The organism is Hyphomicrobium sp. CS1GBMeth3, assembly GCF_900117455.1.
In the GTDB taxonomy this organism is placed as follows: Bacteria; Pseudomonadota; Alphaproteobacteria; order Rhizobiales; family Hyphomicrobiaceae; genus Hyphomicrobium_C.
On the sequence record NZ_FPHO01000003.1, the window covers coordinates 2,195,978 to 2,222,737 of the forward strand.

Here is a 26,760-nt window from a genome sequence, read left to right on the forward strand (position 1 = left end):
TCTGCGCGCCGCTAGCGGATCCGCCGCTCGACCGACAGCCGAATGAGGTCAGCCGTGCGCTCGACACCGAGCTTCTCCTTGAGGCGGCTGCAGGAGTTCGCGACCGTCTTGTAGGCAATGCCGAACGTGGCCGCGATCTCGGCAAGGCTCTTGCCCTCGCCGAGCAGGCGCAGGATCTCCACCTCGCGGTTCGAGAGCTTGTGCAGCGGATCTTCGGTGAAGGCTTGGCTGAACACCAGCTCGCTCGCCATCGAGCGGTCGAGATAGCGATCGCCGGATGCGATCTTCTTGACCGCAGTAACTAGCTCGCCCGCTTCCGCGCTCTTGCTGACATAGCCCGCGGCACCGGCCTTGAGCGCACGCATGGCATAGCTCGGCTCCGAGTGCATGGTGAACATCACGATGCGCGCCCCCACATTCTCAGCTTTGAGCCGGCGCAGCAGCTCGAGCCCGCTCGAGCCATCGAGGTTGATGTCGAGCACGACAACGTCGGGGCTGACGGAGCGCGACAGCGCCATCGCGTCCTGGGCGGTCGCTGCCTCATGGATCTCCGCGCCGGAAATCGTCGAGAGCAGGCGGCGAATACCTTCCCGCACCACGGCATGATCATCGACGACTAGGATCTTCATGCTACGAGCCTCCTCGCGTGCCCCGAGGCTAACATGCATTGCGGGCCTCATGTAGTTTCAAACGCGGTTTCGCCGCGTGTCGTTAAGGTTTGATCGCGACGCCCCAGGGCAGCCGCCCGACCGGGACTGAGCGAAGCGCCTTCAGGGTCGCGACGTCCACCACGGTCATGTCGTTGGTGAGGCCGTTGGCCACGAAAAGCTGCGATCCGTCGGGATGCACGGCCATATGCCAGGGGCGCTGCCCGACCAGGATATAGGTCTTGATTTCGTAGGTTTCAGTGTCCACCACAGCCACGCGGTTGGCGTGCGACAGCGCCACGAAAGCGAGCTTTCCGTCCGTCGACATCTCGATGCCGACAGGCTGGATCAGCTCCGGATTGACGCCCGGAATCTCGAATCCGAACTTGTGCACCTGCTTGTAGGTCTTGGCGTCGATCACTGACACCGTGCCGCCGATCTCCGCCGACACCCAGACGAAGCGCCCGTCATTGGTGAATTGCGCCTCGCGCGGGCGCGTATCGACAAGAATGTTCTGAAGCACCTCCAGCGTCTCGTTGTCGATGATGTGCGCCATGCTCGTCTGCTCGGACGTGGCGACGGTAATCTTGTTGTCGGGCGCCACTGCCATCCCTTCCGGCTCGACGCCGATCATGATCTCTGCCAGCACGCGGCCGTCGGCCGCCTCCATGACCGTGACATAGCCCTCGTCCTCGTTGGCGATGTAAATCCGCTTGCCGTCGGGCGAGACGTCGAGCAGCTCCGGGTCCGGCCCCGAGTCGAGCGTGCGCGAGATCTCAAGCGTCTCTGTGTCGATGACATCCAGGCGGTTGTCGTCGCCGATGCAGACGAGAACCTCCTTGAAATCCGGCGTGATGCGGATGCCGCGCGGGCGCAAGCCGGTTTCGATCGTCTTTACGACCTTGAGGCTATCGTCGAGCACCGTAACCGTATTGTCCTTCTCGTTGGTGACGAAGATCAAGAGTGCGTGCGCGGGGAGCGGAGCCGCGAGTAGCAGAGCGGCGGCAGTGGCGATGGCTTTGATCGGCATTGCGGTCCTTCGTTTCTCAGGATCGTCTGCGCTCAGTTTTGTGCTGGAACGTCTGACTTCTTCGCGCTGCCGGCCGGCTTAGACATGAACCGCAAGGCGCCGACCGCGGCGTCGAAGCCGGCGCTGTCGGCGATCTCGAGCGCTGTCTTGCCCTGCTTGGATTTGGCATGTGGATCGGCGCCCGCGCCAACGAGCAGTCCGATGATGGCCGCGTTGTTATGGCCGGCCGCGATCATCAACGCGTTGACGCCGTCTTTCGAAAGCGCGTTGACATCCGCACCTTTGTCGATCAGCGCGCGCGCAAGGTCGAGCGGCTGCGGGCCCTGCGCGAGGTTGCCCGAACGCGTTTTCGCGGCGATCTGCGTGGCGACCACCATGAGCGGCGTCACGTCCTCGTAGCCGGACCGCGCGTTGACGTCTGCGCCGGCATCGATCAGGGCCTTCGCGGCAAAGAACTTTCCGTCGCCGATGGCCCACGACAGCGGCGTGATTCCTTGCTTGTTCTTCTTGTTGAGATCCGCGCCCTTCTTCGCCAGCGCCTCGACGGTCGGAACGTGGTTGCGATTGATGGCGTGCAGCAGCGGGAAGAACCCGTCGGCGTCGGCCGCATCAGGGTCCGCGCCAGCGTCGATCAGGATCTCGACGAGGCTCGCGACGCGATTGCGCGCCGCCGTATCGAGCGGCGAAAAGCCGACGCTGTCGCGCGTGTTGACGTCCGCGCCCTTCGAAATGAGGAAGCGGACGCGCTCGGCATCCTTGGCAAGCACGGCGTTGGCAAGCTCCTGGTTGACGTTGGCACCGTCCGAAAGCCACTGGTTGAGGCGATCCTCGGTGACGATCTGGTCGGGCGCCGCTTTGTCGGTCGGTAGGATGCGCGGGGCCTCTTTCAGGAACCGATCCTGCGAGACCTTGCGGATGCGGTCGTAGTAGGAGCCGTGCGCCGGCAGCTCGCCATCCACCGCGCATTTTGAGCATTTGACCAGCGGCACGCCGTACTCTTTCAGCACCGCGGCGATCTTGTCCCTGGTGCGGGTCAGCGACCAGTCGAGCATGTATTTCAGCATCACCTGGTTGCGCTGCATGCCGATCGCCAGCTCGAATTCCATCGGAACCTCGTTCTCCCAGAGGTTCACGGGTTGGATCACGATCGGTTCGTTGCGTTGCGTCTTGAGCCAGCCGGCGAACGGACCCCAGACGCCGGCTACGTCGAGATCGCCGTCGATGACCTTCTGCACCTGCTGCCAGGGCTGATGCTTCGGCTGTAGGTCCGTGTCGTAGGCGATGATGTGGAGGTCGAGGTTCTTGTGGCCGCGCCGCTCGAGCGCTTCGCGCAGTCCGGAATGCTGGAAGACGCCGATGCGAAGATCCTTGAGAACGGGATCGTCGAGGCTCTCGATCTTGGGGTTCTTGTCCGCGCGATAGGCGAAAACGTAGGTCGTGCTGTAAAGCGGATCCGTCGTCAGCAGGTCCTGCAATGCGACCGGCATGTCCATCAGGATATCGCACTCGTCGTTCTGGAATGTCTCGCGCGTCAACCCGCGCTCGTGATAGGGGCGCCAGAAGAAGCTTGCGTGCGTGCCGAGATCCTCGGCGAGGATCTTCGCGATCTTGTTCTGATAGCCTTCTTGCGTGTTGGACGAGAGCGGCATGTTGCCGGGATCGGCGCAGACGCGTAGAGGGCTGTTGAGCTTCATGTTGCGCGCATCCTGGCGCGCTTTCGTGTGCTCTGTTGCGGTCAGCTCGTCGAAGGTCTTGTTCTTCGTATAGGAGCGCAGGTTGTCCGCTGCGACGAGGCCTTCGGAAGGCGCCGTGACGAGCAAAGCGAACAGCAGGGTGTGCGACAGCTTCCTCACGCTTCACCTATTTACGTTATAATGTTGCTTTTATATGCGGCGCGTCGTCCCCGCAAGTCCGTGACGTCCCTCGGGACGATCACGGGGCGATCACAGTTTCGCGCGCAAATCCAGGCTCGTACGACAGCAAGACGCCCGGTGTCGCAAGACACCGGGCGTCCACCAGTCACGTTACGATCACTCCCCGAGTGCGAAGGTGTAGAGCTCGCCGCCCTGCGGGATCTTGTCGAGCCCGGTGGCCTTCGCCATCGCGGTGGCACCGATCGCGCCGAACTTATCGTTCATGTCGAGACCAGCGGTGACGGGGATGCCGATCCAGCCACCCAGACCCGAGAAGATCGAGACATATTGTTTGCCCTTGATCTTGTAGGTGATCGGGTTGCCGATGATGCCGGAGCCCAGCTTCTTCTGCCACAGCACCTTGCCCGTGTTGCGGTCGACGGCGCGGAAGTGTCCGCTCTTCGAGCCGTAGAACATCAGGCCGCCGTCGGTGACCATGGTGCCCGACCAGTTCGGGTAGGGATCGGGGATCTCCCAATCGGCCTTGCCTGTCACGACGTCGAACTTCTTGATCTTGCCGGAGATGCCAGGCTTCTCGGGATACATGTACACGTTGGCGAACACGTAAACCGTGCCCTGCTGCGTGTGGGTGCGCTCCTGAGGCTCGTCTTCCATGCACCAGTTGTTGGTGGGGCAGTAGAACTTGTTCGGCTCCTTGGGATCGACCGAGCAGGGCTGCTGGTCCTTGCCACCCATGGCGGAGGGGCAAGCAGCGACGTTACGGCCGACCTCGAAGGGCGAGTGCTCGTAAACCTTGATCGGACGGCCGGTCTTGAGATCGACCTTCTCGGCCCAGTCGACGGTCACGAACTTGTTGGCGCGCAGAAGCGTGCCGTCGACGCGATCGAGAACGTAGGCGAAGCCGTTGCGGTCGAAGTGGACGAGCGCTTTGTGCTTCTTGCCATCGACGTCGAGGTTGTCGACGAGGATGTTCTCGTTCACGCCATCATAGTCCCACTGGTCGAAGGGCGTCATCTGGTAAGCCCAGACCGTCTCGCCAGTGTCCACTTTGCGGGCGAAGATGGTCATCGACCACTTATTATCCCACTTGCCGGTGTTGCACTCGTCGTGAGTCTTGTCGCCGCAACGATAGCTGGGGCTCCAGTGACCGGGGTTACCGGTTGACCAATAGACGAGCTTGAGTTCGGGGTCATAGCTGCCCCAGGCCCAATAGGCGCCGCCGCCGATCTTCCACTCGCCGCCGTTGGTGTCCGGGTACGAGGTGATACCGATGTCGGTGCCCGCCGTGCCGTAGTGCGGGTTCGCTTTGTTGGTATCGGGCGTTAGGCAGACGTCCTTGTCGGAACCGGTCGAGTGGCACTTCCACACTTCCTTGCCGGTTTCGATGTCGTACGCAGTGAGGCGTCCGCGAGCTGCGAACTCGTCGCCGCCGAAGCCGGCAATGACGAGGTTCTCGGCAACCAGCGTCGGACCGGTGATGGTCTCGCCATGCTCCGGATAGGCGTGCTTGACGACCCACTTCTCGGCGCCAGTGGTAGCGTCGAGAGCGATCACGAAGCCGTCGAGCGTATGGTAGATCACCTTGCCGGCAGCGTAGTTGACGCCGCGGTGAACGGTGTCGCAGCAGGCGCGCGGCACGGCCGACTCGTCACGGTCGGTTTTCTTGACGTAGTTCCAAACCTGCACCGGGTTGTCGGGATCCGAGAGATCCAGGGCTTGCAGGATGTTGCACTGGGCCATGTTGGGGCAGCCCGATGAGAAGTACATCATCGGCTTGCCGTCATGCTCGACGACAACCGGCTGACCCTCGTGGCCGCGCAGCGCACCGGTCGACTGCGACCAGACGAAGCCCAGCTTCGAGACGTTCTCGGTATTGATGTCCTTGAGCGTCGAATGGCGCGTCAACTTGTTGTCGCGGCCCGGCGCGGGCCACAGATTTTCGTTTTTGGCGTTTTTCTCGATCTCGGCATTGGCGAGCACGGGCCCGCTCATGCCGATCAGGGCGGCCATTACGCCGCCCGCTACAAAGGCTAACCTCTGTTTCATCGCGTTTCCTCTCCTGGCTTGTGCGGGTTTCGAGGGCGACTCTCCACACGGCGCCTTTTTGAAACCCACGTCATCTCATTTGTCGGGCTTGCCCAAAAACGAGATCTCTCGCTGCGCAAAACCGCATCAGCAGCTGAAAAAGCCGCGATCGTTTTTGCGCATTCAAACTGTCAACTAGGCTGTGCTGACCTCCATCAGTATGGAGCGATGGACGCTTTTCAGAGAGAGCTGGGCGCCGGGAGAACCCAAGGAGGAGAGCGGCTTTCACGGCGCCCCAGCCATCCTGCAAGCAGCGGGACCTTAGGCAACACGAATGACTTCCACTATGGGATTACCTCCCGATGTGGATTGCCAACATTCCCGATCACGCAGTCGTGATCCCCTCCCGGATTGACGGGAATAATACCTGGGATTTCAAGGCTTGATGAGAAAATGCGAATGCGGAGAAAACAGCCCAAAACTAATTGCGGCGGTTTTCTATGGAAAAGCGGATGAGATCCGACGTGCGTGGCAAATCCAGCTTTTCCTTGATGCGCCCGCAGGAGTTCGCAACTGTCTTGTAGGCGATGCCGATGGCCTCCGCGATCCCCTGCAGGCTTTTGCCTTCGCCGAGCATGCGCAGGATCTCTATCTCGCGGTTGGTGAGCTTGCGCAGGGGATCCTCGGAACGCACGCTGCTCATGACGAGCTCGCCCGCCATGCTGCTGTCGAGGTAGCGCTGCCCTTCGGCGACGCGCTGCACGGCTGTCAGCAGCTCCTCGCTGCCCGCACTCTTGCAGACATAGCCGTAAGCGCCGGCCTTGAGCGCCCGGTTGGCGTAGATCGGCTCGGAATGCATGCTGAACATCAAGATCCGGATCGAGGGACTCTCGATGCGCAGGCGTCTCAGAAGCTCGAGCCCGCTCGCCCCCTCGAGGTTGATATCCAGGATGACGACGTCGGGGGTTTCCTTGCGCGCCAGCGCCAGCGCCTCGTGTGCGGTGGCCGCTTCGAGCAAGGTGGCGTTCGGCAGCGTCGACAGGAGACGCTGGACGCCCTGGCGAACGACGGCGTGATCGTCGATGACAAGAACCTTCATGCGCTGTCCCCCGCATCGGCGGATCCGTCGAATGCCGCATAACTTTCCCGTATCGGCAGCCGCACGTCCACAGACACTCCTGCCTTATCATCCCGATTGGTAATATCAACCGTCCCGCCGAGCGCCGTCACGCGCTCGCGCATGGCGACGAGGCCGAAGCCGCTGGACAGGCTCGCAGGCTCGAGGCCGCCGCCGTCGTCGCGCACGACGACGCGCACGTCGTCGTCCTCGTCACGCGTCACCGCGACGTCGATCTCGGTTGGGTTTCCATGCTTGAAGGCGTTGCTGATCGCTTCCCGCACGATGCCGTGGATCACGGCGTCGAGCTTCTGGCCGCAACTGCGATCCGTGACATCCACGTCGAAGCTGACGTCGGGATTGCGCAGCTGCCAGGATGCGACCAGCGTCTCGATGGCGTTGGCAAGCCCGAGCTCGAGGTGCACGGCGGGACGCAAGCGCCCGAGGATCGACTTCACGTGCTTTTTCATGTGCGCCACGGCTTCGCGGATCGCGTCGGCGCGCGTCGCGACCACGGCCGGCTCCAGAGCCGTGCCGTCCGCCATTTGGCGGATGCTCGTCGCGTCCACATCGACGGCGAACAGGAACGGGCTCACCTCATCGTGCAGGTCGCGCGCGAGGTCTGCGCGCTCTTCTTCCTGCACGGTCGCGAGTTGCTCGTTGAGCTCGCGGTTGCGCCGCTCCAGTTGCCCGAGGCGCCCGGCCATCTCGTTGAAGCCGGTGCAAAGCTTGGCAAGCTCTGTCGGTCCGCTTTCCGTGACGCGCACCGAGTAGTCGCCGCCGCCGAGACGCTCGAAGGCCGCCGAGAGCGTCGGCAGCGGCGCGAGGGCCCGGCGCACGGTGATGTAAATCAGCGTCGAGACCAGCGCGAAGAAGATGGCGAGCGTCACCATGCTGCGCACGAAGTCGTCCCACACCTCGCCGACCTCTCCGCGCTGTTCGGCTTCGAGCTCGATCAGGCCGTAGGATTTGATGCCCTCCGGCAGCGGGATGCGGATCACCGTCGGCGGACGCGCGATGAGATTATAGAACCACTCGGGCAGATCCTCGCCCGGTGCCGAAAAGCTCGAGATGCGCGCCCCGATCGGTTCCGGCTCCACCAGTGACGCCCTGACGTGGCGGTTGCCATCGAACACGCGCACGAGGCGCACGAGCGCGAGGCGCGGATCGTCGTCGTGCGCCACCTCCTGCACCACCTTGCGGACGGTCTTTTCCGCGAGCGACAGCGCCGCCCCGACCTCTGTCTCGACCTTCGTTGCCGCCTGCCAGTACGTGAGAAGCGCGCTCAGCAGCAGGCTGAGCAGCAGTACGATGGCTATGTTGCGGATGATGGTCGCGCTCAAGGATTCGGATTTTCTCGGTCCGAATGGGTTGGCGAAGTCAGTGAGGGTGCGCACGAGAGGCATGGTGATCCCGATCCGGCTCAAAGCCCGAGATCGCGGGCAACGCGGAATCCGACGCTAAAGTTGCGGAAATCCGGAACGTTGCGCACGCGCATGGCTGACCGCATGGCTTTCGGCGGGAAGAACGACGAGCCCCCGCGCAGGCTCCGCACACCGCGCGCCGGCGGGCGATCGCCGACGGCAGGGCAATCGTCCGCGAAGCGTGGCGAGCCGTCTTTCGGGCCCGATGCATAGTCTTCGCAATAGAAGTCCGCGACCCACTCCCACACGTTGCCGTGCACGTTGTGAAGACCCCAGCGATTGGCGGGAAACGCGCCGGCCGGCGCCGGAGACTTGTTGTCCCATTGGCTGCCGCATCCCGTGCAGGCCGCACGTACGACGCCGTCGTCCGGCAGCGTGTCGCCCCACCAGAAGGCGGTTTTGCTGCCGGCGCGCGCGGCGAACTCCCATTCGGCTTCCGAGGGCAGGCGATAGCCGTGCCCGGTTTTTTCTGCGAGCCAGCGCGCATATGCGGTGGCATCGACATGGCTCACGCCGACGATCGGCTGATCGGCGCCGGTCACCGCATCGCCCAGGTTGCGATAATAGCGGCTGGATCCGGTCTCGATGTGGTGGCGACCGTCGGGTTCGAGCCACTCGGGCGGCTTGCATCCGCCTGTCGCGACACACGCTTTGTACTCGGCGACCGTCACCGGCCGCGTTCCGATCGCGAACGGGCGCAGGGTAACCTCGGTCAGTATCTCATCGCCGCCGCGGTCGGCTTCGGTCTCGGGTGATCCGATGGCAAATCCCGTGGGCGACGCCGGCACTACGACCAACAGCGGACATCCATCTGCCGGGGCGCAATCTGCAAAAGGCTTCCCGCCGCCGGTGATGCGAGAGTCAACGTCCCCACCGACGCGCAGCGTCACGAGAGCCAACCCCAACCTGGCCGCACGCTCGGCCACGGCGTCCTTGGCAAGCGGATCGCGATCGAGGAGCGCCTGCAGCTGCGGGCCATCCGTCGCGGCGTCCGCCGCGCTCGGATTTGCAGACACCTCGGTCGCCGGGGGGACCGCGAGGGAAAGGCTAAGTGCCCAGAAAAGAGGGGTGAGTTTGTGTCTGCGCATCATGGAAAGTTTCAATGTAACAAGGTTACATTGTCCTAATGGTCCAAAATGTCGCAGAGCGCAAGCGGAAGTCGCTGCGCGCGTTAATGCGCGTGCGATCTCGCTTTGAAGGATGCGTGAAGGTGCGGGTATGGAGCTTGCGTCGCCGGAGCGCTTCGATCGTCAGAAGCGCGATGGCGCGAAGTTGATCACGACAGAGGCACGCGCAATCATCGGTATCCTGAAAATGCAAAGAGCAAGGCAGAGGTGCCTTGCTCTTTCCACTTGGCTCGTGATGGCGACGCTTGTCGCGCCGTCTGCTCTATTGCGGCTCGAAGATTCCGGAACAGAGCCCCGGTTCTACGGCCATTTTCTCCCTAGACCTGGGCCCCGAGCCACTTGGATGTCATTGGCTTCGTCCCTGTCACGTGAACGAGCGCACCATAGCCGAACGGCGGCGCTATGTCACGGGGCCTGAGAGAAAAAAACGCAGGTGCCCAATACCGATGCAACCGCCGGCTCTCGGGTCGGCACTATGACGTTTCGACGACGGATCGTTTCGCAGTGCGCCAACCGCGATGCTTGATTGCTCTGGCCTGCAATCCTGGCTATTCACGCCTGCGGCGCATTCCCCGAGCCGCGGGCGAGAGGGGCGTCCGTCTGCCCATGAATATTTCGGCGCTGCAACATAAGAATATCGCCAAATGCATCTTTCCCGCTTTTTTCTGCCGGTCCTGCGCGAGACGCCCAAGGAAGCCGAGATCGTCTCGCACCAGCTGATGCTGCGCGCCGGCATGATCCGCCAGTCAGCGGCGGGCATCTACTCTTGGCTGCCGCTCGGTTTGAGGGTCTTGAAGAAGATCGAGGGCATTGTCCGCGATGAGCAGAACCGGGCCGGTGCCGTCGAGCTCCTGATGCCGACCATCCAGTCCGCCGACCTCTGGCGCGAAAGCGGCCGCTACGAGGCCTACGGCAAGGAGATGCTGCGCATCCAGGATCGCCACGAACGCGACGTGCTGTACGGGCCGACCGCCGAGGAGGTCATCACCACCATCGTCCGCGACAGCATCAAGAGCTACAAGGAGCTGCCGAAGAACCTCTACAACATCCAGTGGAAGTTCCGCGACGAGATCCGCCCCCGCTTCGGCGTCATGCGCGGACGCGAGTTCCTGATGAAGGACGCCTATTCCTTCGACCTCACGAAGGACGACGCCCGCGCCGCCTACCGGCGCATGTTCGTCGCTTACCTGCGCACCTTCGCGCGCCTCGGACTGCGCTCCGTGCCCATGCGCGCCGATACCGGCCCCATTGGCGGCGATCTCTCACACGAATTCATCATCCTGGCCGAGACCGGCGAGAGCCAGGTCTTCTGCCACAAGGACCTGATCGAAGGAGAGATTCCGAGCCCGCATACCGATTTCTGGGGCGATCTGACCCCGATCTTCGACACCTGGACGTCGCTCTACGCCGCGACCGAAGAGAAGCACGACCCGGCGCGCTTCGAGAGCGAGGTGCCGGAGGACAAGCGCGTTTCCGCGCGCGGCATAGAGGTCGGCCACATTTTCTACTTCGGCACCAAATATTCGGAGCCTATGGGATGCCGGGTCCAGGGCCCGGACGGTCAGCAGGTCACGCTCGAGATGGGGTCTTACGGTATAGGCGTATCGCGGCTCGTCGGCGCCATCATCGAGGCGAGCCATGACGACGCCGGCATCGTTTGGCCGGTGCCGGTGGCGCCGTTCGAGGTCGCGGTGGTAAATCTCAAGACTGGCGATGCGGCGACCGACAAGGCGGCCCTCGATATCAAGACGCGTCTCGAGGGCGCCGGCATCGAGGTGCTATACGACGACACTGATGATCGCGCAGGCGCCAAGTTTGCGACCATGGATCTGATCGGCATACCCTACCAGATCATCGTCGGCCCCAAGGGCGTCAAGGCAGGCGAAATCGAGACCAAGGACCGCAAGACGGGCGCGCGCGAAACGCTGCCGACGGAAGCGGGGATTGAGCGCATAATTTATCAGGTCGTCGATCAGCGCGTGCTGGCCTGAGTACTCGGAAAGTGGAGGGGAGGCCGATGGCAGCAGGCACTGATACCAAGCCGTTCGCGCCGTTTGAATGGCTCCTGGCCTCGCGCTACCTCCGAGCGCGGCGCAAGGAGGGTTTCGTCTCCGTCATCGCCGCCGTCTCGTTTCTCGGCATCATGCTTGGTGTCGCGACGCTGATCATTGTCATGGCCGTGATGAACGGCTTCCGCAAGGAGCTGTTCTCAAAGATCCTCGGCCTCAACGGGCATGTCGTCATCTACAAGATCGGCGAGCCGTTCGAGGATTACGACAACATGGTCGCGGCCGCCTTGCGCGCCGAAGGCGTCGTCCGCGCCATCCCGCTGATCGAGGGCCAGGTCATGGTCTCCTCCGCCGTGCAGGCGCTGGGGGCGGCCGTGCGTGGTATCCGCGAGGCCGACCTCAAGGCCTTGCCGCTGGTGGCTAACAATATCCGCTACGGCACGCTCGACGGCTTCGACGAAGCCGGCGGCCTCGCCATCGGCATGCGGCTCGCCAACATGCTGCGCATCAACGTCGGCGACTCGCTGACGATCATCTCCCCGCGCGGCGCCACGACGCCGTTCGGCACTGCGCCGCGATCAAAAACTTATCCGGTGACGACCATCTTCGAGCTTGGCATGGCCGAGTACGACAAGACGATGATCTTCATGCCGCTCGCGGAGGCGCAGCGCTACTTCTCGAAGAACGGCGAGGTCGACATCCTGGAGGTCATCATAGCCAACCCAGAGGCTGTGGAGGCGGTCTCGGCGCGAATACGCGGCGAGACCGGACCGACCATAAACGTCACCGATTGGCGACAACGAAACGAGACCTTCTTCACCGTACTCGAGGTCGAGCGCAACGTGATGTTCATCATCCTGTCGCTGATCGTGCTGGTCGCGGCCCTGAACATCATCTCCGGCCTCATGATGCTCGTGAAGGACAAGGGGCGCGATATCGCCGTCCTGCGCACCATGGGAGCCTCGAAAGGCTCGGTGATGCGCATCTTCCTCATAACCGGCGCATCCATCGGCGTGCTCGGCACCTTGGCCGGCCTGATCATCGGCGTCGTGTTCTGCGCCTACATCGAGGAGATCCGCCAGTTCGTCGCCTGGATGGCGGGCACCACGGTATTCGATCCGAACGTCTATTACCTGACCCGGCTCCCCGCTGACATAAACCCGGTGGAGACCGGCTCGATCGTGGTCATGGCGCTGGTGCTCTCGATATTGGCGACGCTTTATCCGTCTTGGCGCGCCTCCCGCCTCGATCCCGTCGAAGCCCTGCGCTACGAGTGAGGGCAGAGCCGGTGCAAGATATGGATGTCCAGCATATTCCCGTTTTGAGCCTCGTGGGGCTAGAGCGCGTGTTCCGCCAGGGCGCGCGCGAAATCCACGTGCTCGCGGGTGCCGCCGTCGACGTCTGGGCGGGCCAGTGCGTGGCACTCGTCGGCCCCTCGGGCGCCGGCAAGTCGACGCTGCTGCACATCGCGGGGCTGCTCGAGACACCCGATGCCGGCCACGTCATCATCGCCGGACGTGACTGCACGGCGCTGGACGATCAGGAACGCACGCGCGTCCGCCGCGCAGAGATGGGCTTCATCTACCAGTTCCATCAGCTCCTGCCGGAGTTCTCGGCGCTGGAGAACGTTGCCATTCCGCAGATGATCCTCGGCCGCTCGCGCAGCGAGGGCGAGGATCGTGCGCGCAAGCTCCTGAGCTCGCTCGGGCTCGCGGACCGGGTCGAGCATCGCCCTGCGGAGTTGTCGGGCGGCGAGCAGCAGCGCACCGCAATCTGCCGCGCGCTCGCAAACCGCCCGCGTCTCATTCTTGCCGACGAGCCGACCGGAAACCTCGACCCGAGAACGTCGGAGCTGGTGTTTCAGGAGCTGATCGGTCTGTTCCGCAGCGAGGGCGTCGCAGCCCTGATCGCAACCCACAACCTCGAGTTGGCGCGGCGAATGGACCGCGTGGTTGTGCTCGATAGCGGCCAGTTGGTCGAAATTTCGCCGCAGGCGGTGTAAAAATCCCGCCCCAACACCCTATGTCCCGGTGAACCATGTTTCCCGGGGAACAGCGCGCGCACGGCGTATGAGAACAATGGCGCAGAGGTCCGGCTGGATCGGATTTGTCATTGATACGCGCCTTGAACATGACAAGAACGCGTTTCAGCAACCGTATAGACGAAACGCGACAGCGAAAGGAGGCAGCGATGCCGTTCGAGAGACAAGGTCTTCGTAGCGCCGCACTGGCAGCTGCGCTTCTGGCGTCGGGACCGGCATTTGCCGCCGGCGATCCGACCGGCGTGTGGGTGAACGACACTGGCCGCGGCGCCATCGAGATCAAGGACTGCGACGGCAAGCTCTGCGGCCACGTCGTCTGGGTCAAGGATACGAGCGATGCCAGTGGCTGCGGCCGCCAGATCATCGGCGACCTGGCTTCGTCCGGTGGCGGCGTCTGGGGCGGCGACAACGCCTGGATCTACAGCCCCGAGAAGAAAAAGAAGTACAACGTCGAGGTGACGCCGCTCGAAGACGGCACCTTGAAGGTCAAGGGCTATGCCGGCATCAGCTTCCTGTCCAAGACCATGATCTGGACCAAGGCACCGGACGATCTCACACGCTGCTCGACGCAGGAAGCCGCGACCACGCCTGGCTCTGCGCCGGACAGCCCGACACCGGCTCCTGGTGCAGGCGCTGAGCCCAGCGAACCGAAAGCCGCTCAGGACACGCCGAAGGACAGCGAGACCAACGTTGCCGAGAATGGCAAGAAGAGCGTCGATATCGAGGGCATTGCCGGCGACGTCTTCACCCGCAAGGACGGCAAGTGCAAAGTCGATACGCCGTGGGTGAAGCTCGACTTCGATTGCAAGGGCGAGGAGTAGGCGGAAACCGCCACGATACGCGGACAAGGCGGCAGCCTCCCGGCTTGCCGCCTTTTTTCATGGCTTCTCGAGATCCTTGAGGACTTGCAGCAGGCCCTCGACGCTGCCCGTCTCGGTATGGTGCTGCGCTTGCAAGACCAGGCGCAGTTTTTTTGCGAGCAGAGCAAGCTCCCTGTGCCGGTTCTCGGCGCGCTTGCCCGCCGTAGCAACTTCGATGCTCTCCGCCTCAGCCACGATCTTCCGGATTTCGACGAGGGTCTTTTCGTTCTGAATGCTGGCCGTCTTCAGATAGTCCTTGATCGATTTGAGCCCCTCGGCCGCGATTGCCTTTGCCTCGCCCCTGGCGCTGACTGCGCTGCGCGAGCCAACGATCGCATCGAGGACGTGGCCGAGGGCGGAGTTAATCTTGCTCATCAGGTCGCTGCGGAGGCCGAGCGGTGGTGGACGCTGGGCTGCGCCCGCCTTGGACCGCTTGCTCAGGAGACGCTGGTGCCTGGCTTCGACGAATGTTTTCACGACGAAGCGCGTCGCCTGGATTGCTCGCGGCGACTTGAGCACGGTAGCCACCATAACGACCCCATGTTCCGTGAAAACGCGCGGCGGATAGCGCGTGCCGCCCCACTGATCGCTTGCGGCCACCGATCGTGATTTCAGGTCGTCGAATTCCTCGCTCGTCAGGCGGAACGCAAAATCATCGAGAAACTTGTCCTGGTTCCTCGCGACTTGCTCGTTCAATCGCTTGGTCGCGACACCGAAAAGCTTGGCGACTTCGTGATCGAGCACAACCTGTTGCCCCCGGAACTCATAGATCTCAAGCTTTCCGGAGCTGGAGGGAGATGACTTAGCAGGGGGGAGGGGCTTCTTCGCCATTGGGTGCCGTTCTTGAGGTCGCAAACTGCGACCTCAAGATTGGAATACACGCGTCGGAAAATCCAGGATTCAGATGAGGCCCACATACTTCGCAGCCAGCGCCGCGAGGCTCAGGGCGCCGATCCAGGTTGCGATGCGTGTCAATCTCTCGCGCCGGCTCGACGCGCTCGAAAGGCGCTCGACGGTTTCTGGATCCAGCCTGATCCCCTCGCGCGCCATCTGCGAAAGGCCCACAAATGCCCGCTCGGCTTCCGCGAGCATATCCGGCACGTCCGCCAGTACGCGCGCCAGCGTCGACGCGCCCTCGCCCGCCTTCTTCACCGCGCCCCGCGCGCCATAATTGGCTTCGACCCACTCTTTCGCGACGGGCTCGGCCGCCGTCCACATGTTGAGCGACGGATCGAGGCCGCGCGCCACGCCCTCGACGATGACCATGCTCTTCTGCAGCAGGATCAGCTCGGGCCGCGTTTGCATGTCGAAGACTTCCGTGTAGGCGAAGAGCTGGCCGAGGAGATCGGCCATCGAGATCTCGTCCGCCGTCCGCCCATGGATCGGCTCGCCGATGGCGCGCAGCGCCTGCGCGAACACTTCGACGGGATGATGAGGCGGCACGTATCCGGCCCAGAAGTGCACCTCCGCCGCGCGTTTGTAATCACGCGTGATCAGGCCGTGCAGGATCTCGGCCAGGAAGCGTCGCTCCTTGTGCCCCAGCCGCCCCATGATACCGAAGTCGACAGCGGTGACGCGCCCCTGCCGGTCGACGAACAGGTTGCCCTGGTGCATGTCGGCATGGAAGAAGCCGTCACGCATGGCGTGCGTGAGAAAGCTCCGGAGGACGACGAGCCCGAGCGCCTTGAGGTCGTACCCCTGCGCGCGTAGCCGCTCGTGATCCGAGATCGGAATGCCGTCGATCCAGTCCGTGGTCAGCACGCGCTTGGCGGTGCGCGTCCAGTCGACGACAGGCACGCGGAATGTGGTGTCCGCGCTGCCGATGTTCTCGGCCATCTCCGAGATCGCCGCGCCCTCGAGCCTGAGATCCATCTCGAGCTCGGTCGTGCGCGCGAGGTTCTCGACCACGGCCACCGGCTTCAAGCGCCGCGACGGCGCGTGCACGCGTTCGATGAGCTGCGCGGCGAAGAAATAGCTGTCGAGGTCGCGCTTGAAGCGCTTCTCGACGCCGGGCCGCAGGATCTTGACCGCCACCTCACGGCGCTGCCCGTCGCGGCCAACGGTCATTGCCTTGTGCACCTGCGCGATGGAGGCCGCCGCCACCGGCGGCCCGAACTCGACGAAATGGTCTTCGAGCGTGCCGCCGAGCGCCTCCTCGACAGCCCGCCGCGCCTCCGCCATGCTGAACGGCGGCATGCGGTCCTGCAGGTGGCTGAGGTCGCTCGCCAGCTCCGGCCCGATCACGTCGGCGCGCGTCGCCAGGAACTGCCCGAGCTTGATATAGGACGGTCCGAGCGCCGCCAGAGCTGACGATATCCGCCGCGTCTTCGGCTTGCCGGCATTGAACGGCGCCGCGATGAGCGTGATCGGCAGCGTCGCGAGCCTGGCGAGCTTGAGCGCCAGCGGCACCGGCTGGCCTTTCGGCACGAAGCGCACCCCGTGCTGCGCGAGCACGATGCCCGCACGCGAAAGCCGCCAGATGTTGGTGATTGCATTGGCCATTGCCCGAGAGCGGTACCGGCCCGGGCCGTCCCTGGCAAGCCGCGTCGTCAGACAGAGTTGCCATCTATCGACTGTGGATCGTGGGGAGCATACAACTCTGCCCGAGCCATCCCCCAAGGGCTCCTTCGAATCGGGTTACAAAAACTGACCAAGCGTGAATTTTATTCACCGTCGGTGACCCCTCACCCGGCCGCCTACGCGGCCGACCTCTCCCAGACGGGGAAAGGTATGAAGGGCGCCGACGTACGTCACCTCTCCCTGAGGGAGAGGTCGGAAGTCATCGGTCATGGCGAAGCCATGCTCCGCATGGCCGATGGCTTCCGGGTGAGGGGTTTTGACGATCAGTAGGGACACGAATGACAGCGCAGCAGACGCTTCCGAAATACGTCCACCTCAAGACCCATAGCGCCTACTCCCTGCTCGAGGGGGCGCTGCCAATCGGCAAGATCGCCAAGCTCGCCGAAGCTAACGGCATGCCGGCCATCGGCCTGACGGACACCAACAATCTCTTCGGCGCGCTCGAGTTCTCGGACAAGCTCGCGGGCGCCGGCATCCAGCCCATCGTCGGCGGCACCTACGATACCGACTTTGGCGACGGCGCGCCGGCGAGCGGCCCTGCCGCCCTGATGCGCGCCGGACAGAACGAGCCGCCCGTGCGCCCTGCCGGTCCGCTTGCGCTCCTTGCATCGAACGAGAAGGGCTACGCCAATCTGATCAAGCTCGGAAGCCAGGCCTTCCTGCTGCCCGATCCCGCCGATCCGACGCACATCAAGCTCGAAGCACTCGAAGCACACCGCGACGGGTTGATCGTTCTGACCGGCGGCCCGCTCGGGCCCATCGGCAGCGCGCTGTCGGAGGGCCAGGCCGATCTCGCCCGCGAGCGGCTCACGCGCCTGCACCGCATCTTCAACGGCAGCCTCTACGTCGAGCTGCAGCGCCACGGCCTCAAATCCGAGGAGGAGATCGAGCCGCAGCTGATCGCGCTCGCTTACGAGTTCGGCATCCCCTTGGTGGCGACCAACGAGGTCTACTTCGCGACGCCTGACGATTACGAGGCCCACGACGCGCTGATTTGCATCGCCGACGGCCGCATGGTGACCGAGGACAATCGCCGCCGCGTCACGCGCGAGCACTATTTCAAAAGCGCCGAGGAAATGGCGACGCTGTTCGCCGATCTCCCCGAAGCGCTCGAAAGCACGATTGAGATCGCACAGCGCTGCGCCTACCGCCCGCTGAAGCGCAAGCCTATCCTGCCGCGCTTCGTGCCCGCGACCGACGGTATGAGCGACGAGGAGATGCTGGCCGCCGAGGCCGCCGAGCTCGATCGCCAGGCCGAGGAGGGGTTACGCGCGCGCCTCGCCGTGAACGAGCTGGCGCCGGGCTTCACGCGCGAGGACTACGACAAGCGGCTCGCCTACGAGCTCGACATCATCGCCCGCATGAAGTTCCCGGGATACTTCCTGATCGTGGCCGACTTCATCAAATGGTCGAAGTCAAACGGTGTGCCGGTCGGCCCGGGCCGCGGCTCCGGCGCGGGCTCGCTGGTTGCCTGGTCGCTCACGATCACCGACCTCGATCCGTTGCGCTTCGGCCTCCTGTTCGAGCGCTTCCTCAACCCCGAACGTATCTCGATGCCGGACTTCGACATCGACTTCTGCCAGGAACGGCGCGATCGAACGATCCGCTACGTGCAGCAGAAGTACGGCGAAGACCGCGTGGCGCAGATCATCACGCACGGCAAGCTGCAGGCACGCGCCGTCCTGCGCGACGTCGGCCGCGTGCTCCAGATGCCCTATGGTCAGGTCGATCGCCTCTGCAAGCTCGTGCCGAACAACCCGGCAAATCCGGTGACGCTGCAGGAGGCCATCGACGGCGAGCCGAAGCTGCAGGAGGAGCGTGACGCCGATCCGCTGGTCGCGCGCCTGCTCGAGATGGCGCAGAAGCTCGAGGGTCTCTATCGCCACGCGTCGACCCACGCAGCAGGCATGGTGATCGGCGATCGCCCGCTCGACGAGCTGGTTCCGCTCTATCGCGATCCGAAGTCGAACATGCCCGTCACCCAGTTCAACTGGAAGATGGTCGAGGCGGCGGGCCTCGTGAAGTTCGACTTCCTCGGTCTCAAGACGTTGACGGTTCTGACCAAGGCCGTCGAACTCGTGAAGCGCGGGCGCGGCATCGACGTCGATCTCCTGGGTCTGCCGCTCGACGACCGAAAATCCTACGAACTCCTCGCGAAAGCCGACACGGCGGGCGTGTTCCAGCTCGAAAGCACGGGCATGCGCGAAAGCTTGAAGCGGCTGAAGCCTGACCGGTTCGAAGACATCATCGCCATGGTGGCGCTCTATCGCCCCGGCCCGATGGACAACATCCCGACTTACATCAACCGCAAGCACGGCGAGGAGCCGGTCGACTACCTGCATCCGATGCTGGAAGGCATTCTGAAGGAGACCTACGGCGTCATCATCTACCAGGAGCAGGTGATGCAGATCGCGCAGGTCATGGCCGGCTACTCGCTCGGCGACGCAGACCTTCTGCGCCGCGCCATGGGCAAGAAGGACAAGGACGAGATGGCGCGTCAGCAGGCACGCTTTGTCGAAGGTGCGCTGAAGAACAGCGTCAAGAAGGACGACGCCATCTACATCTTCGAGCTGGTCGACAAGTTCGCGGGCTACGGCTTCAACAAGTCCCACGCAGCCGCTTACGCGCTGGTCAGCTATCACACGGCGTACATGAAGGCGAACTTCCGCGAGGAGTTTCTGGCCGCCTCCATGACGCTCGACGCCGGCAACACCGACAAGCTCGCGATGTTCGCAGCGGAAGCCAAGAAGAGCGGCATCCGCGTGCTGCCGCCATGCGTCAATGCCTCGGAGGTCGAGTTCCTTGCCGAGCCGCCGAAGAGCGGCGACAAGCCGGGTGCCATTCGGTATGCGCTCGCCGCCTTGAAGAACATCGGCGCCTCTGCTGTCGAGACCATCGTTGAAAGCCGCAACGCCAAGGGCGCATTCGCGTCACTCGCGGATTTCGCGTCCCGCATCAACACCAAGGCCGTCAACAAGCGCGCTCTGGAAACGCTGGCAGCCGGCGGCGCGTTCGATGCGCTCGAGAGAAATCGCGCGCTCGTCTATGGAAACGCGGACGCGATGATGGCGGAGGCGGGCAAGAAGGCCGACGAGGAGCACACCGGCCAGATCAGCCTTCTGGGTGGCATGGAATCCAACACCGCCTCCGTCGTCCTGAAGCTCAAGCCCGCCGAATCCTGGACGCCGATGGAAAAACTGCAAAAGGAGTTCGACGCGATCGGCTTCTTCCTCTCTGGCCACCCGCTCGATCAGTACGAGAAGGCGCTCGCGAAGCTGAACGTCTATCGATACGTGGATTTCGAGGCCGCAAGCGCGCGCGGTGTCTCAGCGGGACGTCTCGCAGGGATAGTCATTTCCGCACGTGAACGCCGCTCGCAAAAAGGCAACAAATTCGCGTTTGCGATGTTCTCCGACACGAGCGGCCAGTTCGAGGCGGTGATCTTCTCCGATACGCTGGCCGCTTCCCGCCAACTTCTGGAGTCCGGAACTGCCGTGCTGCTCGACGTTGAAGCTGAGCGCGATGGCGATGCGTTGAAAATGCGCGTTCAGAACGTGAAATCGCTCGACGAGGCTGTGGAGCAGATCCCGCGCTCCGTACGCATTCTCGTCGATGGCGACGCACTAAGCCGTAATCCCGCTGGTCTCGAGCAATTGAAGTCTCTGCTGCGTCCGGGAAAGGGCGAAGCCATGATCGAGCTGCAGCTCGCGGATTACGAGCAGCCCGTGCCGATCGCACCGAAGGGCCGCTACGATCTCTCCGCGAAGACAATTGGCCGCATCACAACTGTGCCCGGCGTGTTGGAGGTGATCGAAAGCTGACGAATTTGAGCGCTAGGTTGCTCCCGGAACAATTGGCTTATGTACAGCGTTCTGAGGGCCATGCTCTATTCGTTGGGTCAAGATCTCTTTCGTCCGCGTTCCGTCGGTGACGACACGTCAACGGCCTTTCTCCGTGTCGATGGCGATCCGAACGCAACGTTGATGTGTTTTTTGCCGTGGCGCATGCCGTATCGGCTGGCGCAAGCCTCGCGCATCGTGCCGCCGAGCTTTCTTGCTTGTTATGAGATGCCGCGCGCCATCGTTAGCTCCGAGCCGGAGCTTTGCGTCGAGGCCGTGCATGCGGTCGTGAACGACGCGGAGCGCATCATCGCCCGCAAAAGCATCGATCCGGCGCGACTGCTGGTCGTCGGACTGAGCATCGGCAACGCTGTTGCGACCGTTCTCGCCAACCGCATCGGCGCGCGCCTCTGCTCCATCGTGTCCGCAGATCGCGGAGATCTGACATTGTGGGCTAGCCCCGCCTCGCGGCAAGTCAAAGAACTCGCGCAGTCGAAGGGCTATCGGCTCTCGGATTTCACACAGGTCATGCATGGCCTTCACACGGTCGAGAACCTGAGCAATCTCGCCCCGGACAGCCGCTTTGTAATCGGCCTCAAGGACGAGCTGATCCCGGAAGCCCGCCGCGAAGGTCTCATCGCAGCCGTGCGCCGCGAGCTCCCGGCAGCCGAGATCACGTACGTCGACTCCGGCCACTTCGGAACGATGAGCGAAGCCATTCGCCGCGGCTTCTGCGAGCCGGCCGAGCTTGACGTCGCGCGCGCGTTGCGCGCTTAGGCCTGTACCCCATTCGCATCAAGCACGCGGCAAAATTGCAGCGCACGTGCACGTGCGCACTTAAACGCGCGGCTGAATCATGATGCACTGACAAGCAGGTACCCTGCGAAGGGTGTCAGCGGCGAATCGATATCGAGGAGCATCCATGTTCCCGATCGGAGATGACAACAGCGCGCGGCGATCCACGCCGGTCGTGACTTACGCGCTGATCGCCATCAACGTCGCGGTCTTCCTGCTCGAGCTGCAGCGCGGCACCGCTCTCATCACCGAATGGGCATTCATCCCTGCTCGTTTCTCGGACGATCCTGCCGCCGATTCCGTGACCATCCTTTCCGCCATGTTCATGCACGGCGGTTGGCTGCATCTCGGTGGCAATATGCTCTACCTCTGGATCTTTGGAGACAATGTCGAGGATCGTTTCGGTCCGGTTCGCTATCTCCTCTTCTATCTCGCCGCTGGCTTGGCGGCGACATTCGCTCAGTACACCGTCAACCCGGAGTCGAGCATTCCCAACGTCGGCGCATCGGGCGCCATAGCAGGCGTCCTCGGCGCCTATCTCCTGATGTTTCCGAAAGCTCGTGTTGATGTCCTGCTCGGCCGGCAGGTGGTGGCCATGCCAGCCATCATTGTTCTCGGGTTCTGGGTCGTCTTGCAGGTTGTGAGCGGCGTCGGCTCCATCGCGAGTACCGCCCAGACCGACACGGGCGGCGTCGCCTATATGGCCCACGTTGGGGGCTTCGTGGCGGGCTTGGTGTTGGGGGTTCTGTTCGGCGGTCTCCGCCGGCCTGACCGTATCGCGTGACGTCAGCGTCCGCGTCGCATAGCATACCGCGGAGCAGCATAGTATGCTGCATTGCAGCAAGAGCAGCCCTCAAAGTGAGGGCATTCCAGTGGTGCGTATGCAAACATATCACTTGTGACGTTGCAAAGTTTCACTTAGCATATCGGGAAAAATAAGAAACGACCTGCAAAAGGGACGGATACGTCGAGGAAGGGCATACGGCCGGCGCGCCGTGATCCGTCTCGAACCCTTGGAGGTCAAAAATGCCTGATGGCTTCGTCTCCGGTGCTTTTTCCCTGAAGAAGACTGTGGTTCTGGCTGCGCTCGGCGCGGCGATCCTGGCGCATGGCGCTTCCGCCGGCAGCGACAAGGCAGCCGAGCGGGTCCGAGGCTATTTCTGCGACGCCAAGGCCGATCAGATCGCATTTCTGAACTTCAAAGCGCGCGGCGAGACCGAGGTCATGGCCGCCAACGCCGTCAACAAGCGGATCGCCAAGGCATCTTGCGCGCCCTACCTGCCGGCCATGGCTGTTCCAGGCAAAGAAGTGACGGTCATGGAGCAGGGCTTGGTCTACAAGCTGCAGAGCTTCACGTTTCTGCCCGAAAAGGTGGAGCGCTGGAGCGGTACGGTTCTCGGCTCGCTCCAAATCACGCACCGCGATCAGGACATCTAGGCACCACGCGTTCAGCGCCCGGACGGATCAACGGTTTCAAAGCAAAGACCCCGCGGCCTCTGAGCCGCGGGGTCTTTTGATTTCTGCAGTTCGGGCTTCTTACCAGAAGAACGACTTGGAGCCGCCTGTACGCCGCTTCCGGCGGTCACGATCACGATCCCTATCCCGGTAGTACGAGTTCGAATAGCTGGGACCGTTGAAGAAAAAGAAGCCGCCCTCATCCGCGTAGTATTCCTCCCGGGGGGAAGGCCGGGGCGTCGGCTTGGTGATCTTGGCCACGACCTCCGGCATCTGCACGATGAAGTCCGTGCCCGGATACTTCATCTCGCTGCGCGACACGTCATAGCTCGAGACGATCAGCACCGAGCCCGGCTTCACGACTTCTGCGATGCGGTCAGAAACCTCCCGCGGGATCTTGATGCGGTCGAGCGTACGCGCCGCCTTGTCCGCGTCGGTCTCCGGCGGAAGCGGGGCAGATTGAGCCTGCCTGTTGCGCCGTGAGCTTCCCTCGTCGCTGACGGACGCAAACATCGCGTTTTCGTCATCGGTCACTTCTGTCGCGTGCCATACCAGCTCTGTCTGGGCGCTTTCATCCTTCCACTTGACGGCCGTGAACATGAAGGTTTCGAGCGGGACGTCGGGGTTCTCGATCGTCGCCTCGACCGTCAGAACTTCCTCGTTGCCCTGCCGCACGGACACGGTACCGGTTGCGGAGCTGACGAACACGGACACGGGAAGTGCACGGTTCTGTTCTTGCCGATCGAAAGCCGCGAGCGCCTTCTTGGTGTCCTTCTCGGCAACGCCAGCGTCCTTGATCTCGTCCCGGGCAGCCTTCACAGCCTCCTGCGCCTCGGCAACGGCCTGCTTGGCGGCCTCGGCAGCATCCGCCGCAGACTTTGCCGCTTCGCCCGTGACCCGCACCTCTTCTGCTGCCTTGGCGACCCGTTCGCGCTCGGCCGCTTCCTGCTGGCGCAGCGCGTCGAGCCTGTCGGAGCGCATCTTCGACGTATCCTTGGGAATGCGCGAGCTGGCACGCTTCAGCGTGCGTTCCGCGGTCTTGAGCGTCGCCTCCGCCTTGGATGCAGCGCGCGCTGCGCGGGACGAAGCGGTGGCGGTCGATTGGGCGGCCGTCCGGGCCTCGGAAAGCGTCGCCTGAGCAGCCTTCTGCTTTTCGCCACCCTTGCTCACCCGATCCTCCGCCGCAGCGACGGCGTCGGCGAGCCTAGTGCGCTCGGCTCGGCGCGCCTCGGCGGCGCTCTCTTGCGTGCGAACGGCGCCGGCCTGCGGTTCCGTTGCTGCATGCGCGGACGTCACGCCAAGCAGCGTTTCAGCCACATCCGAGCCGATCCGCCTCGCCTTGTCGCCCGTACTCTCAGCCCGCCGCTCCGGCGCCGATGCCGCCGCCGACGGCAAGGCCGCGAACAGCAGGCTGTGCTCCAACTGAACCGGGGCGTGAACGTCAGGCGCAATGACAACGCGCTGGCCGAGGTCGGTCATGCTGAAGAAACGGCGCGCGAAATCGAACGGCAACCGCACGCAGCCCCCCGAGGCCGCGTAGCCTGGGATAACGCCGCCGTGCAGCGCGATGCCGGTCATCGTCAGGCGCTGCATATGGGGCATCTTGGCGTCGAGGTAGATGTTCGACGTGTGGTCGACCTTCTTCTCGAGAATGCTGTAGATGCCCTTGGGCGTCTCGTGGCCCGTGCGGCCGGAGGAGACACGCGTCTGCACGACGAAGCCGTTGGCATCGTACACGAACATGCGCTGCTGGTTGAGTGAGACCAGCGAGAGCAGGGGGGCTTCTGCCGAGATTGGCTGCGCGGGACGTGAGACCTGCTGCTTGCTTCTGCGCTCGGACTGCGCTTCCGCGGGCTCCGGTGCAACCACCGGGCTGAGCAGGGCAATGGCCAACGCAGCGCCACTGAGACGCAACATGTTTGCTTTCGCCCGGGCGTATTGGGACGAGGTAAAAAGCACCGTAAACCCCCTAAGCTTCTCTTTGAATGACCGTCTTGGGGCCATGTTCGTGCCCTTTCCAACGGTGCAATTTGTGGATCATGACGGGTTCGACTTCAACAGGTTACCTGGCAGGAGTTATCGAATTATCTCCGCTTGTTCCGAATTTTGCGTGCTTCGTCGACTCGTAGATCCAACTGGAACTTCGGTCGCGTAGTTCCACCGCAGGATGGCGAACTTATCATCAGAATGGGAACGCCTTAAGGCCGCTGCAACCCGGGGGGCTGCCTATGGGAAGCCCCGTAACTGCAAACGTGACGAGCGGAGGCGAGCTTAGGGACGCCAGGGCGTGATGTCTGCTTCGTTGGCCGCGCTCTCGTCGGCCTTGGCACGCCTTATCTCGCGCGAGAGTGCAAAGAGCGCGTCCTTCACGCCAAGGCCCGAGACGGCCGACAGTGCGAGCGGTTTTTTGCGCGCCGCCTTCTGCAACGCGGCGAGGCGCTCGGCCAGCGTCTCCTCGTCGACAGCGTCGCATTTCGAGAGCGCCACGATCTCTTTTTTCTTGGTGAGTTCGCCGCCATAGGCCTTGAGCTCGCGCCGGACCGTCCGGTACGCCTCAGCCACGTCCTCCTGGGTCGCGTCGACGAGGTGCAGCAGCACCTGAGTCCGCTCCACGTGGCCGAGGAAGCGCGTGCCAAGTCCGGCGCCTTCGTGGGCGCCCTCGATCAGGCCGGGGATGTCAGCCAACACGAAGTCGCTTTCGCCGGCGCGGACCACGCCGAGGTTGGGGTGAAGCGTCGTGAAGGGGTAATCGGCGATCTTGGGTTTTGCTGCCGAGACGGCAGCGAGAAACGTGGATTTGCCGGCGTTCGGCAGACCCACGAGCCCAGCGTCCGCGATCAGCTTGAGCCTGAGCCAGATCGTCATTTCCTCGCCCGGCAGCCCGGGATTGGCGTGCCGCGGCGCCTGATTGGTCGCGCTCTTGAAATGTGCGTTGCCGAAGCCGCCATTGCCGCCATGCGCCACGACGAAGCGCTGCCCGGGCTCGGTCATCTCGACGAGCACCGTCTCCTGGTCCTCCGCCAGCACGACCGTGCCCGGAGGCACCTTGACGATGCAGTCATTGCCGTTGGCGCCAGCCCGGTTGCGGCCCATGCCGTTGATGCCGCGCTGCGCCTTGAAGTGCTGCTGGTAGCGGTAGTCGATCAGCGTGTTGAGATTGGCCACGCATTCGATCACGACGTCGCCGCCGCGTCCGCCGTCGCCGCCGTCCGGTCCGCCGAACTCGATGAACTTCTCGCGCCGGAAACCGATGCAGCCATCGCCGCCGTCACCGGCCTTGATGTAGATCTTGGCGAGGTCGAGGAACTTCATGCCGTGATCCTCCACAAAACCGCCCTGAGCGGACGCGCGCGCTCATAGGTGCGGGCCGGATATTCGCCCTGGCGCGCGTCGGACCAAGTCTCCACCACGCCCTTTGCCCGAAAGCCGAGCTTCCGGACCACGCGCGCGGAGGCGAGGTTGTCCTCGAAATGGCAGCAGGTGAGCCGCTTGAACCCGGCGGTGGTGAAACAGTAGCGCACGAGCGCCCGCGCCGCCTCGCTGGCAAAGCCGCGTCCCCACCATGGCCGCCCGATCCAGTAGCCGATCTCGGCCGATCCGTCATCGTTTGGCACATAGCCCACGGCGCCGACGAGCGTTCCTCCGAACGTCACCGCGCGCACGAACTCGCCGGGTGCCAGCGACGCCAGCCACTCGCGCGCCATCGCCTCCGAATAGGGGTAGGGGATCCGCGCCGTCATGCGTGCCACGTCCCAATCGCCGGCGAGCCGCGTCAGTTGCGGCACGTCGCTGTCCTTGAGTGCGCGCAGCACGAGCCGTCGGGTCTTGATCGGCTTTTGCATGGAGGTCCGGACGTTTGGGAGACCGAGCATATGAGGGTTGGAGAAAAGCAAAAAGGGGGAGATGGCGCCCATCTCCCCCTCGGCGGTTGGTAGAG

20 protein-coding genes are annotated in these 26,760 nt (G+C 63.5%); 8 read left to right on the plus strand and 12 right to left on the minus strand.

The window, feature by feature from the left end; translation table 11 throughout:
- Window positions 1-11: 11 nt before the first annotated feature.
- From CS1GBM3_RS17735 to CS1GBM3_RS17765, 7 genes are all read right to left on the minus strand, one after another.
- Entirely contained in the window at window positions 12-629 is a 618-nt protein-coding gene (locus tag CS1GBM3_RS17735) for a response regulator (protein ID WP_072396919.1), read from the minus strand.
- 82 nt (window positions 630-711) lie between these two features.
- Window positions 712-1,677 (minus strand): PQQ-dependent catabolism-associated beta-propeller protein, encoded by a 966-nt coding sequence (locus tag CS1GBM3_RS17740; protein WP_072396920.1) that lies wholly within the window; start codon window positions 1,675-1,677, stop codon window positions 712-714.
- Window positions 1,678-1,709: 32 nt separating this feature from the next.
- Window positions 1,710-3,530 (minus strand): quinoprotein dehydrogenase-associated putative ABC transporter substrate-binding protein, encoded by a 1,821-nt coding sequence (locus CS1GBM3_RS17745; RefSeq protein WP_072396922.1) that lies wholly within the window; start codon window positions 3,528-3,530, stop codon window positions 1,710-1,712.
- Window positions 3,531-3,707: 177 nt separating this feature from the next.
- Entirely contained in the window at window positions 3,708-5,597 is a 1,890-nt protein-coding gene (locus CS1GBM3_RS17750) for a PQQ-dependent dehydrogenase, methanol/ethanol family (RefSeq protein ID WP_072396924.1), read from the minus strand.
- Between the two features lie 460 nt (window positions 5,598-6,057).
- Window positions 6,058-6,675 (minus strand): response regulator transcription factor, encoded by a 618-nt coding sequence (locus CS1GBM3_RS17755; RefSeq protein ID WP_072396926.1) that lies wholly within the window; start codon window positions 6,673-6,675, stop codon window positions 6,058-6,060.
- Complete coding sequence (locus CS1GBM3_RS17760; protein ID WP_083567733.1) at window positions 6,672-8,099, minus strand: ATP-binding protein; 1,428 nt, start codon at window positions 8,097-8,099, stop codon at window positions 6,672-6,674. Before CS1GBM3_RS17760 ends, CS1GBM3_RS17755 begins: the two co-directional genes overlap by 4 nt.
- Before the next feature lie 17 nt (window positions 8,100-8,116).
- Window positions 8,117-9,133, minus strand: a complete 1,017-nt coding sequence (locus CS1GBM3_RS17765; protein ID WP_171946521.1) for a formylglycine-generating enzyme family protein — start codon at window positions 9,131-9,133, stop codon at window positions 8,117-8,119.
- 755 nt (window positions 9,134-9,888) lie between these two features.
- Here CS1GBM3_RS17765 and proS point away from each other — a divergent pair.
- From proS to CS1GBM3_RS17785, 4 genes are all read left to right on the plus strand, one after another.
- Window positions 9,889-11,235, plus strand: a complete 1,347-nt coding sequence (gene proS, locus CS1GBM3_RS17770; RefSeq protein ID WP_072396929.1) for a proline--tRNA ligase — start codon at window positions 9,889-9,891, stop codon at window positions 11,233-11,235.
- Window positions 11,236-11,261: 26 nt separating this feature from the next.
- Window positions 11,262-12,530: a lipoprotein-releasing ABC transporter permease subunit gene (locus tag CS1GBM3_RS17775; RefSeq protein WP_072396931.1), complete on the plus strand. Its 1,269-nt coding sequence runs from the start codon at window positions 11,262-11,264 to the stop codon at window positions 12,528-12,530.
- Window positions 12,531-12,550: 20 nt separating this feature from the next.
- Window positions 12,551-13,255 carry an ABC transporter ATP-binding protein gene (locus CS1GBM3_RS17780; protein ID WP_072396933.1) on the plus strand — a complete coding sequence of 235 codons (705 nt, stop codon included), beginning with the start codon at window positions 12,551-12,553 and terminating at the stop codon, window positions 13,253-13,255.
- A gap of 188 nt (window positions 13,256-13,443) precedes the next feature.
- Window positions 13,444-14,115 (plus strand): DUF2147 domain-containing protein, encoded by a 672-nt coding sequence (locus CS1GBM3_RS17785; RefSeq protein WP_072396935.1) that lies wholly within the window; start codon window positions 13,444-13,446, stop codon window positions 14,113-14,115.
- A gap of 57 nt (window positions 14,116-14,172) precedes the next feature.
- On the opposite strand, the gene CS1GBM3_RS17790 is transcribed toward CS1GBM3_RS17785, so the two are convergent.
- Both CS1GBM3_RS17790 and ubiB read right to left on the minus strand, forming a co-directional pair.
- Window positions 14,173-14,985: an ORF6N domain-containing protein gene (locus CS1GBM3_RS17790; protein ID WP_072396937.1), complete on the minus strand. Its 813-nt coding sequence runs from the start codon at window positions 14,983-14,985 to the stop codon at window positions 14,173-14,175.
- 69 nt (window positions 14,986-15,054) lie between these two features.
- The gene (gene ubiB, locus CS1GBM3_RS17795; protein ID WP_072396939.1) at window positions 15,055-16,656 is read right to left on the minus strand and encodes a 2-polyprenylphenol 6-hydroxylase; all 1,602 of its coding nucleotides are present in this window, start codon (window positions 16,654-16,656) and stop codon (window positions 15,055-15,057) included.
- Window positions 16,657-17,012: 356 nt separating this feature from the next.
- Here ubiB and dnaE point away from each other — a divergent pair, with 356 nt between their 5' ends.
- From dnaE to CS1GBM3_RS17815, 4 genes are all read left to right on the plus strand, one after another.
- On the plus strand, window positions 17,013-20,555 hold the full coding sequence (gene dnaE / locus CS1GBM3_RS17800) for a DNA polymerase III subunit alpha (RefSeq protein ID WP_072396941.1): 3,543 nt from the start codon (window positions 17,013-17,015) through the stop codon (window positions 20,553-20,555).
- Window positions 20,556-20,594: 39 nt separating this feature from the next.
- Window positions 20,595-21,350, plus strand: coding sequence for an alpha/beta fold hydrolase (locus tag CS1GBM3_RS17805; protein ID WP_072396942.1), 756 nt, complete (start codon window positions 20,595-20,597; stop codon window positions 21,348-21,350).
- A 145-nt stretch (window positions 21,351-21,495) separates the two neighbouring features.
- Window positions 21,496-22,152, plus strand: a complete 657-nt coding sequence (locus CS1GBM3_RS17810) for a rhomboid family intramembrane serine protease (RefSeq protein ID WP_072396943.1) — start codon at window positions 21,496-21,498, stop codon at window positions 22,150-22,152.
- A gap of 242 nt (window positions 22,153-22,394) precedes the next feature.
- Window positions 22,395-22,805 (plus strand): hypothetical protein, encoded by a 411-nt coding sequence (locus CS1GBM3_RS17815; protein ID WP_072396944.1) that lies wholly within the window; start codon window positions 22,395-22,397, stop codon window positions 22,803-22,805.
- Between the two features lie 99 nt (window positions 22,806-22,904).
- On the opposite strand, the gene CS1GBM3_RS17820 is transcribed toward CS1GBM3_RS17815, so the two are convergent.
- The 3 genes from CS1GBM3_RS17820 to CS1GBM3_RS17830 all read right to left on the minus strand — a co-directional run bounded on the left by CS1GBM3_RS17820 (window position 22,905) and on the right by CS1GBM3_RS17830 (window position 26,665).
- On the minus strand, window positions 22,905-24,740 hold the full coding sequence (locus CS1GBM3_RS17820; RefSeq protein WP_072396945.1) for a L,D-transpeptidase family protein: 1,836 nt from the start codon (window positions 24,738-24,740) through the stop codon (window positions 22,905-22,907).
- A 354-nt stretch (window positions 24,741-25,094) separates the two neighbouring features.
- Window positions 25,095-26,135: a GTPase ObgE gene (obgE, locus tag CS1GBM3_RS17825; RefSeq protein ID WP_072396946.1), complete on the minus strand. Its 1,041-nt coding sequence runs from the start codon at window positions 26,133-26,135 to the stop codon at window positions 25,095-25,097.
- Window positions 26,132-26,665 (minus strand): GNAT family N-acetyltransferase, encoded by a 534-nt coding sequence (locus CS1GBM3_RS17830; RefSeq protein WP_072397652.1) that lies wholly within the window; start codon window positions 26,663-26,665, stop codon window positions 26,132-26,134. The genes obgE and CS1GBM3_RS17830 overlap by 4 nt, the downstream gene beginning before the upstream one ends.
- Window positions 26,666-26,760: the final 95 nt, after the last annotated feature.

What these genes read in the sequence shown, in the direction of transcription:
- dnaE (WP_072396941.1), top strand. Translation starts at nt 17,013, where the DNA reads ATGACAGCGCAGCAGACGCTTCCGAAATACGTCCACCTCAAGACCCAT.
- CS1GBM3_RS17760 (WP_083567733.1), bottom strand. Translation starts at nt 8,099, where the DNA reads ATGCCTCTCGTGCGCACCCTCACTGACTTCGCCAACCCATTCGGACCG.
- CS1GBM3_RS17735 (WP_072396919.1), bottom strand. Translation starts at nt 629, where the DNA reads ATGAAGATCCTAGTCGTCGATGATCATGCCGTGGTGCGGGAAGGTATT.
- CS1GBM3_RS17755 (WP_072396926.1), bottom strand. Translation starts at nt 6,675, where the DNA reads ATGAAGGTTCTTGTCATCGACGATCACGCCGTCGTTCGCCAGGGCGTC.
- CS1GBM3_RS17830 (WP_072397652.1), bottom strand. Translation starts at nt 26,665, where the DNA reads ATGCAAAAGCCGATCAAGACCCGACGGCTCGTGCTGCGCGCACTCAAG.
- CS1GBM3_RS17750 (WP_072396924.1), bottom strand. Translation starts at nt 5,597, where the DNA reads ATGAAACAGAGGTTAGCCTTTGTAGCGGGCGGCGTAATGGCCGCCCTG.
- CS1GBM3_RS17815 (WP_072396944.1), top strand. Translation starts at nt 22,395, where the DNA reads ATGCCTGATGGCTTCGTCTCCGGTGCTTTTTCCCTGAAGAAGACTGTG.
- CS1GBM3_RS17810 (WP_072396943.1), top strand. Translation starts at nt 21,496, where the DNA reads ATGTTCCCGATCGGAGATGACAACAGCGCGCGGCGATCCACGCCGGTC.
- ubiB (WP_072396939.1), bottom strand. Translation starts at nt 16,656, where the DNA reads ATGGCCAATGCAATCACCAACATCTGGCGGCTTTCGCGTGCGGGCATC.
- CS1GBM3_RS17775 (WP_072396931.1), top strand. Translation starts at nt 11,262, where the DNA reads ATGGCAGCAGGCACTGATACCAAGCCGTTCGCGCCGTTTGAATGGCTC.
- CS1GBM3_RS17805 (WP_072396942.1), top strand. Translation starts at nt 20,595, where the DNA reads ATGTACAGCGTTCTGAGGGCCATGCTCTATTCGTTGGGTCAAGATCTC.
- CS1GBM3_RS17740 (WP_072396920.1), bottom strand. Translation starts at nt 1,677, where the DNA reads ATGCCGATCAAAGCCATCGCCACTGCCGCCGCTCTGCTACTCGCGGCT.
- CS1GBM3_RS17785 (WP_072396935.1), top strand. Translation starts at nt 13,444, where the DNA reads ATGCCGTTCGAGAGACAAGGTCTTCGTAGCGCCGCACTGGCAGCTGCG.
- obgE (WP_072396946.1), bottom strand. Translation starts at nt 26,135, where the DNA reads ATGAAGTTCCTCGACCTCGCCAAGATCTACATCAAGGCCGGTGACGGC.
- CS1GBM3_RS17790 (WP_072396937.1), bottom strand. Translation starts at nt 14,985, where the DNA reads ATGGCGAAGAAGCCCCTCCCCCCTGCTAAGTCATCTCCCTCCAGCTCC.
- CS1GBM3_RS17780 (WP_072396933.1), top strand. Translation starts at nt 12,551, where the DNA reads ATGGATGTCCAGCATATTCCCGTTTTGAGCCTCGTGGGGCTAGAGCGC.
- proS (WP_072396929.1), top strand. Translation starts at nt 9,889, where the DNA reads ATGCATCTTTCCCGCTTTTTTCTGCCGGTCCTGCGCGAGACGCCCAAG.
- CS1GBM3_RS17820 (WP_072396945.1), bottom strand. Translation starts at nt 24,740, where the DNA reads ATGTTGCGTCTCAGTGGCGCTGCGTTGGCCATTGCCCTGCTCAGCCCG.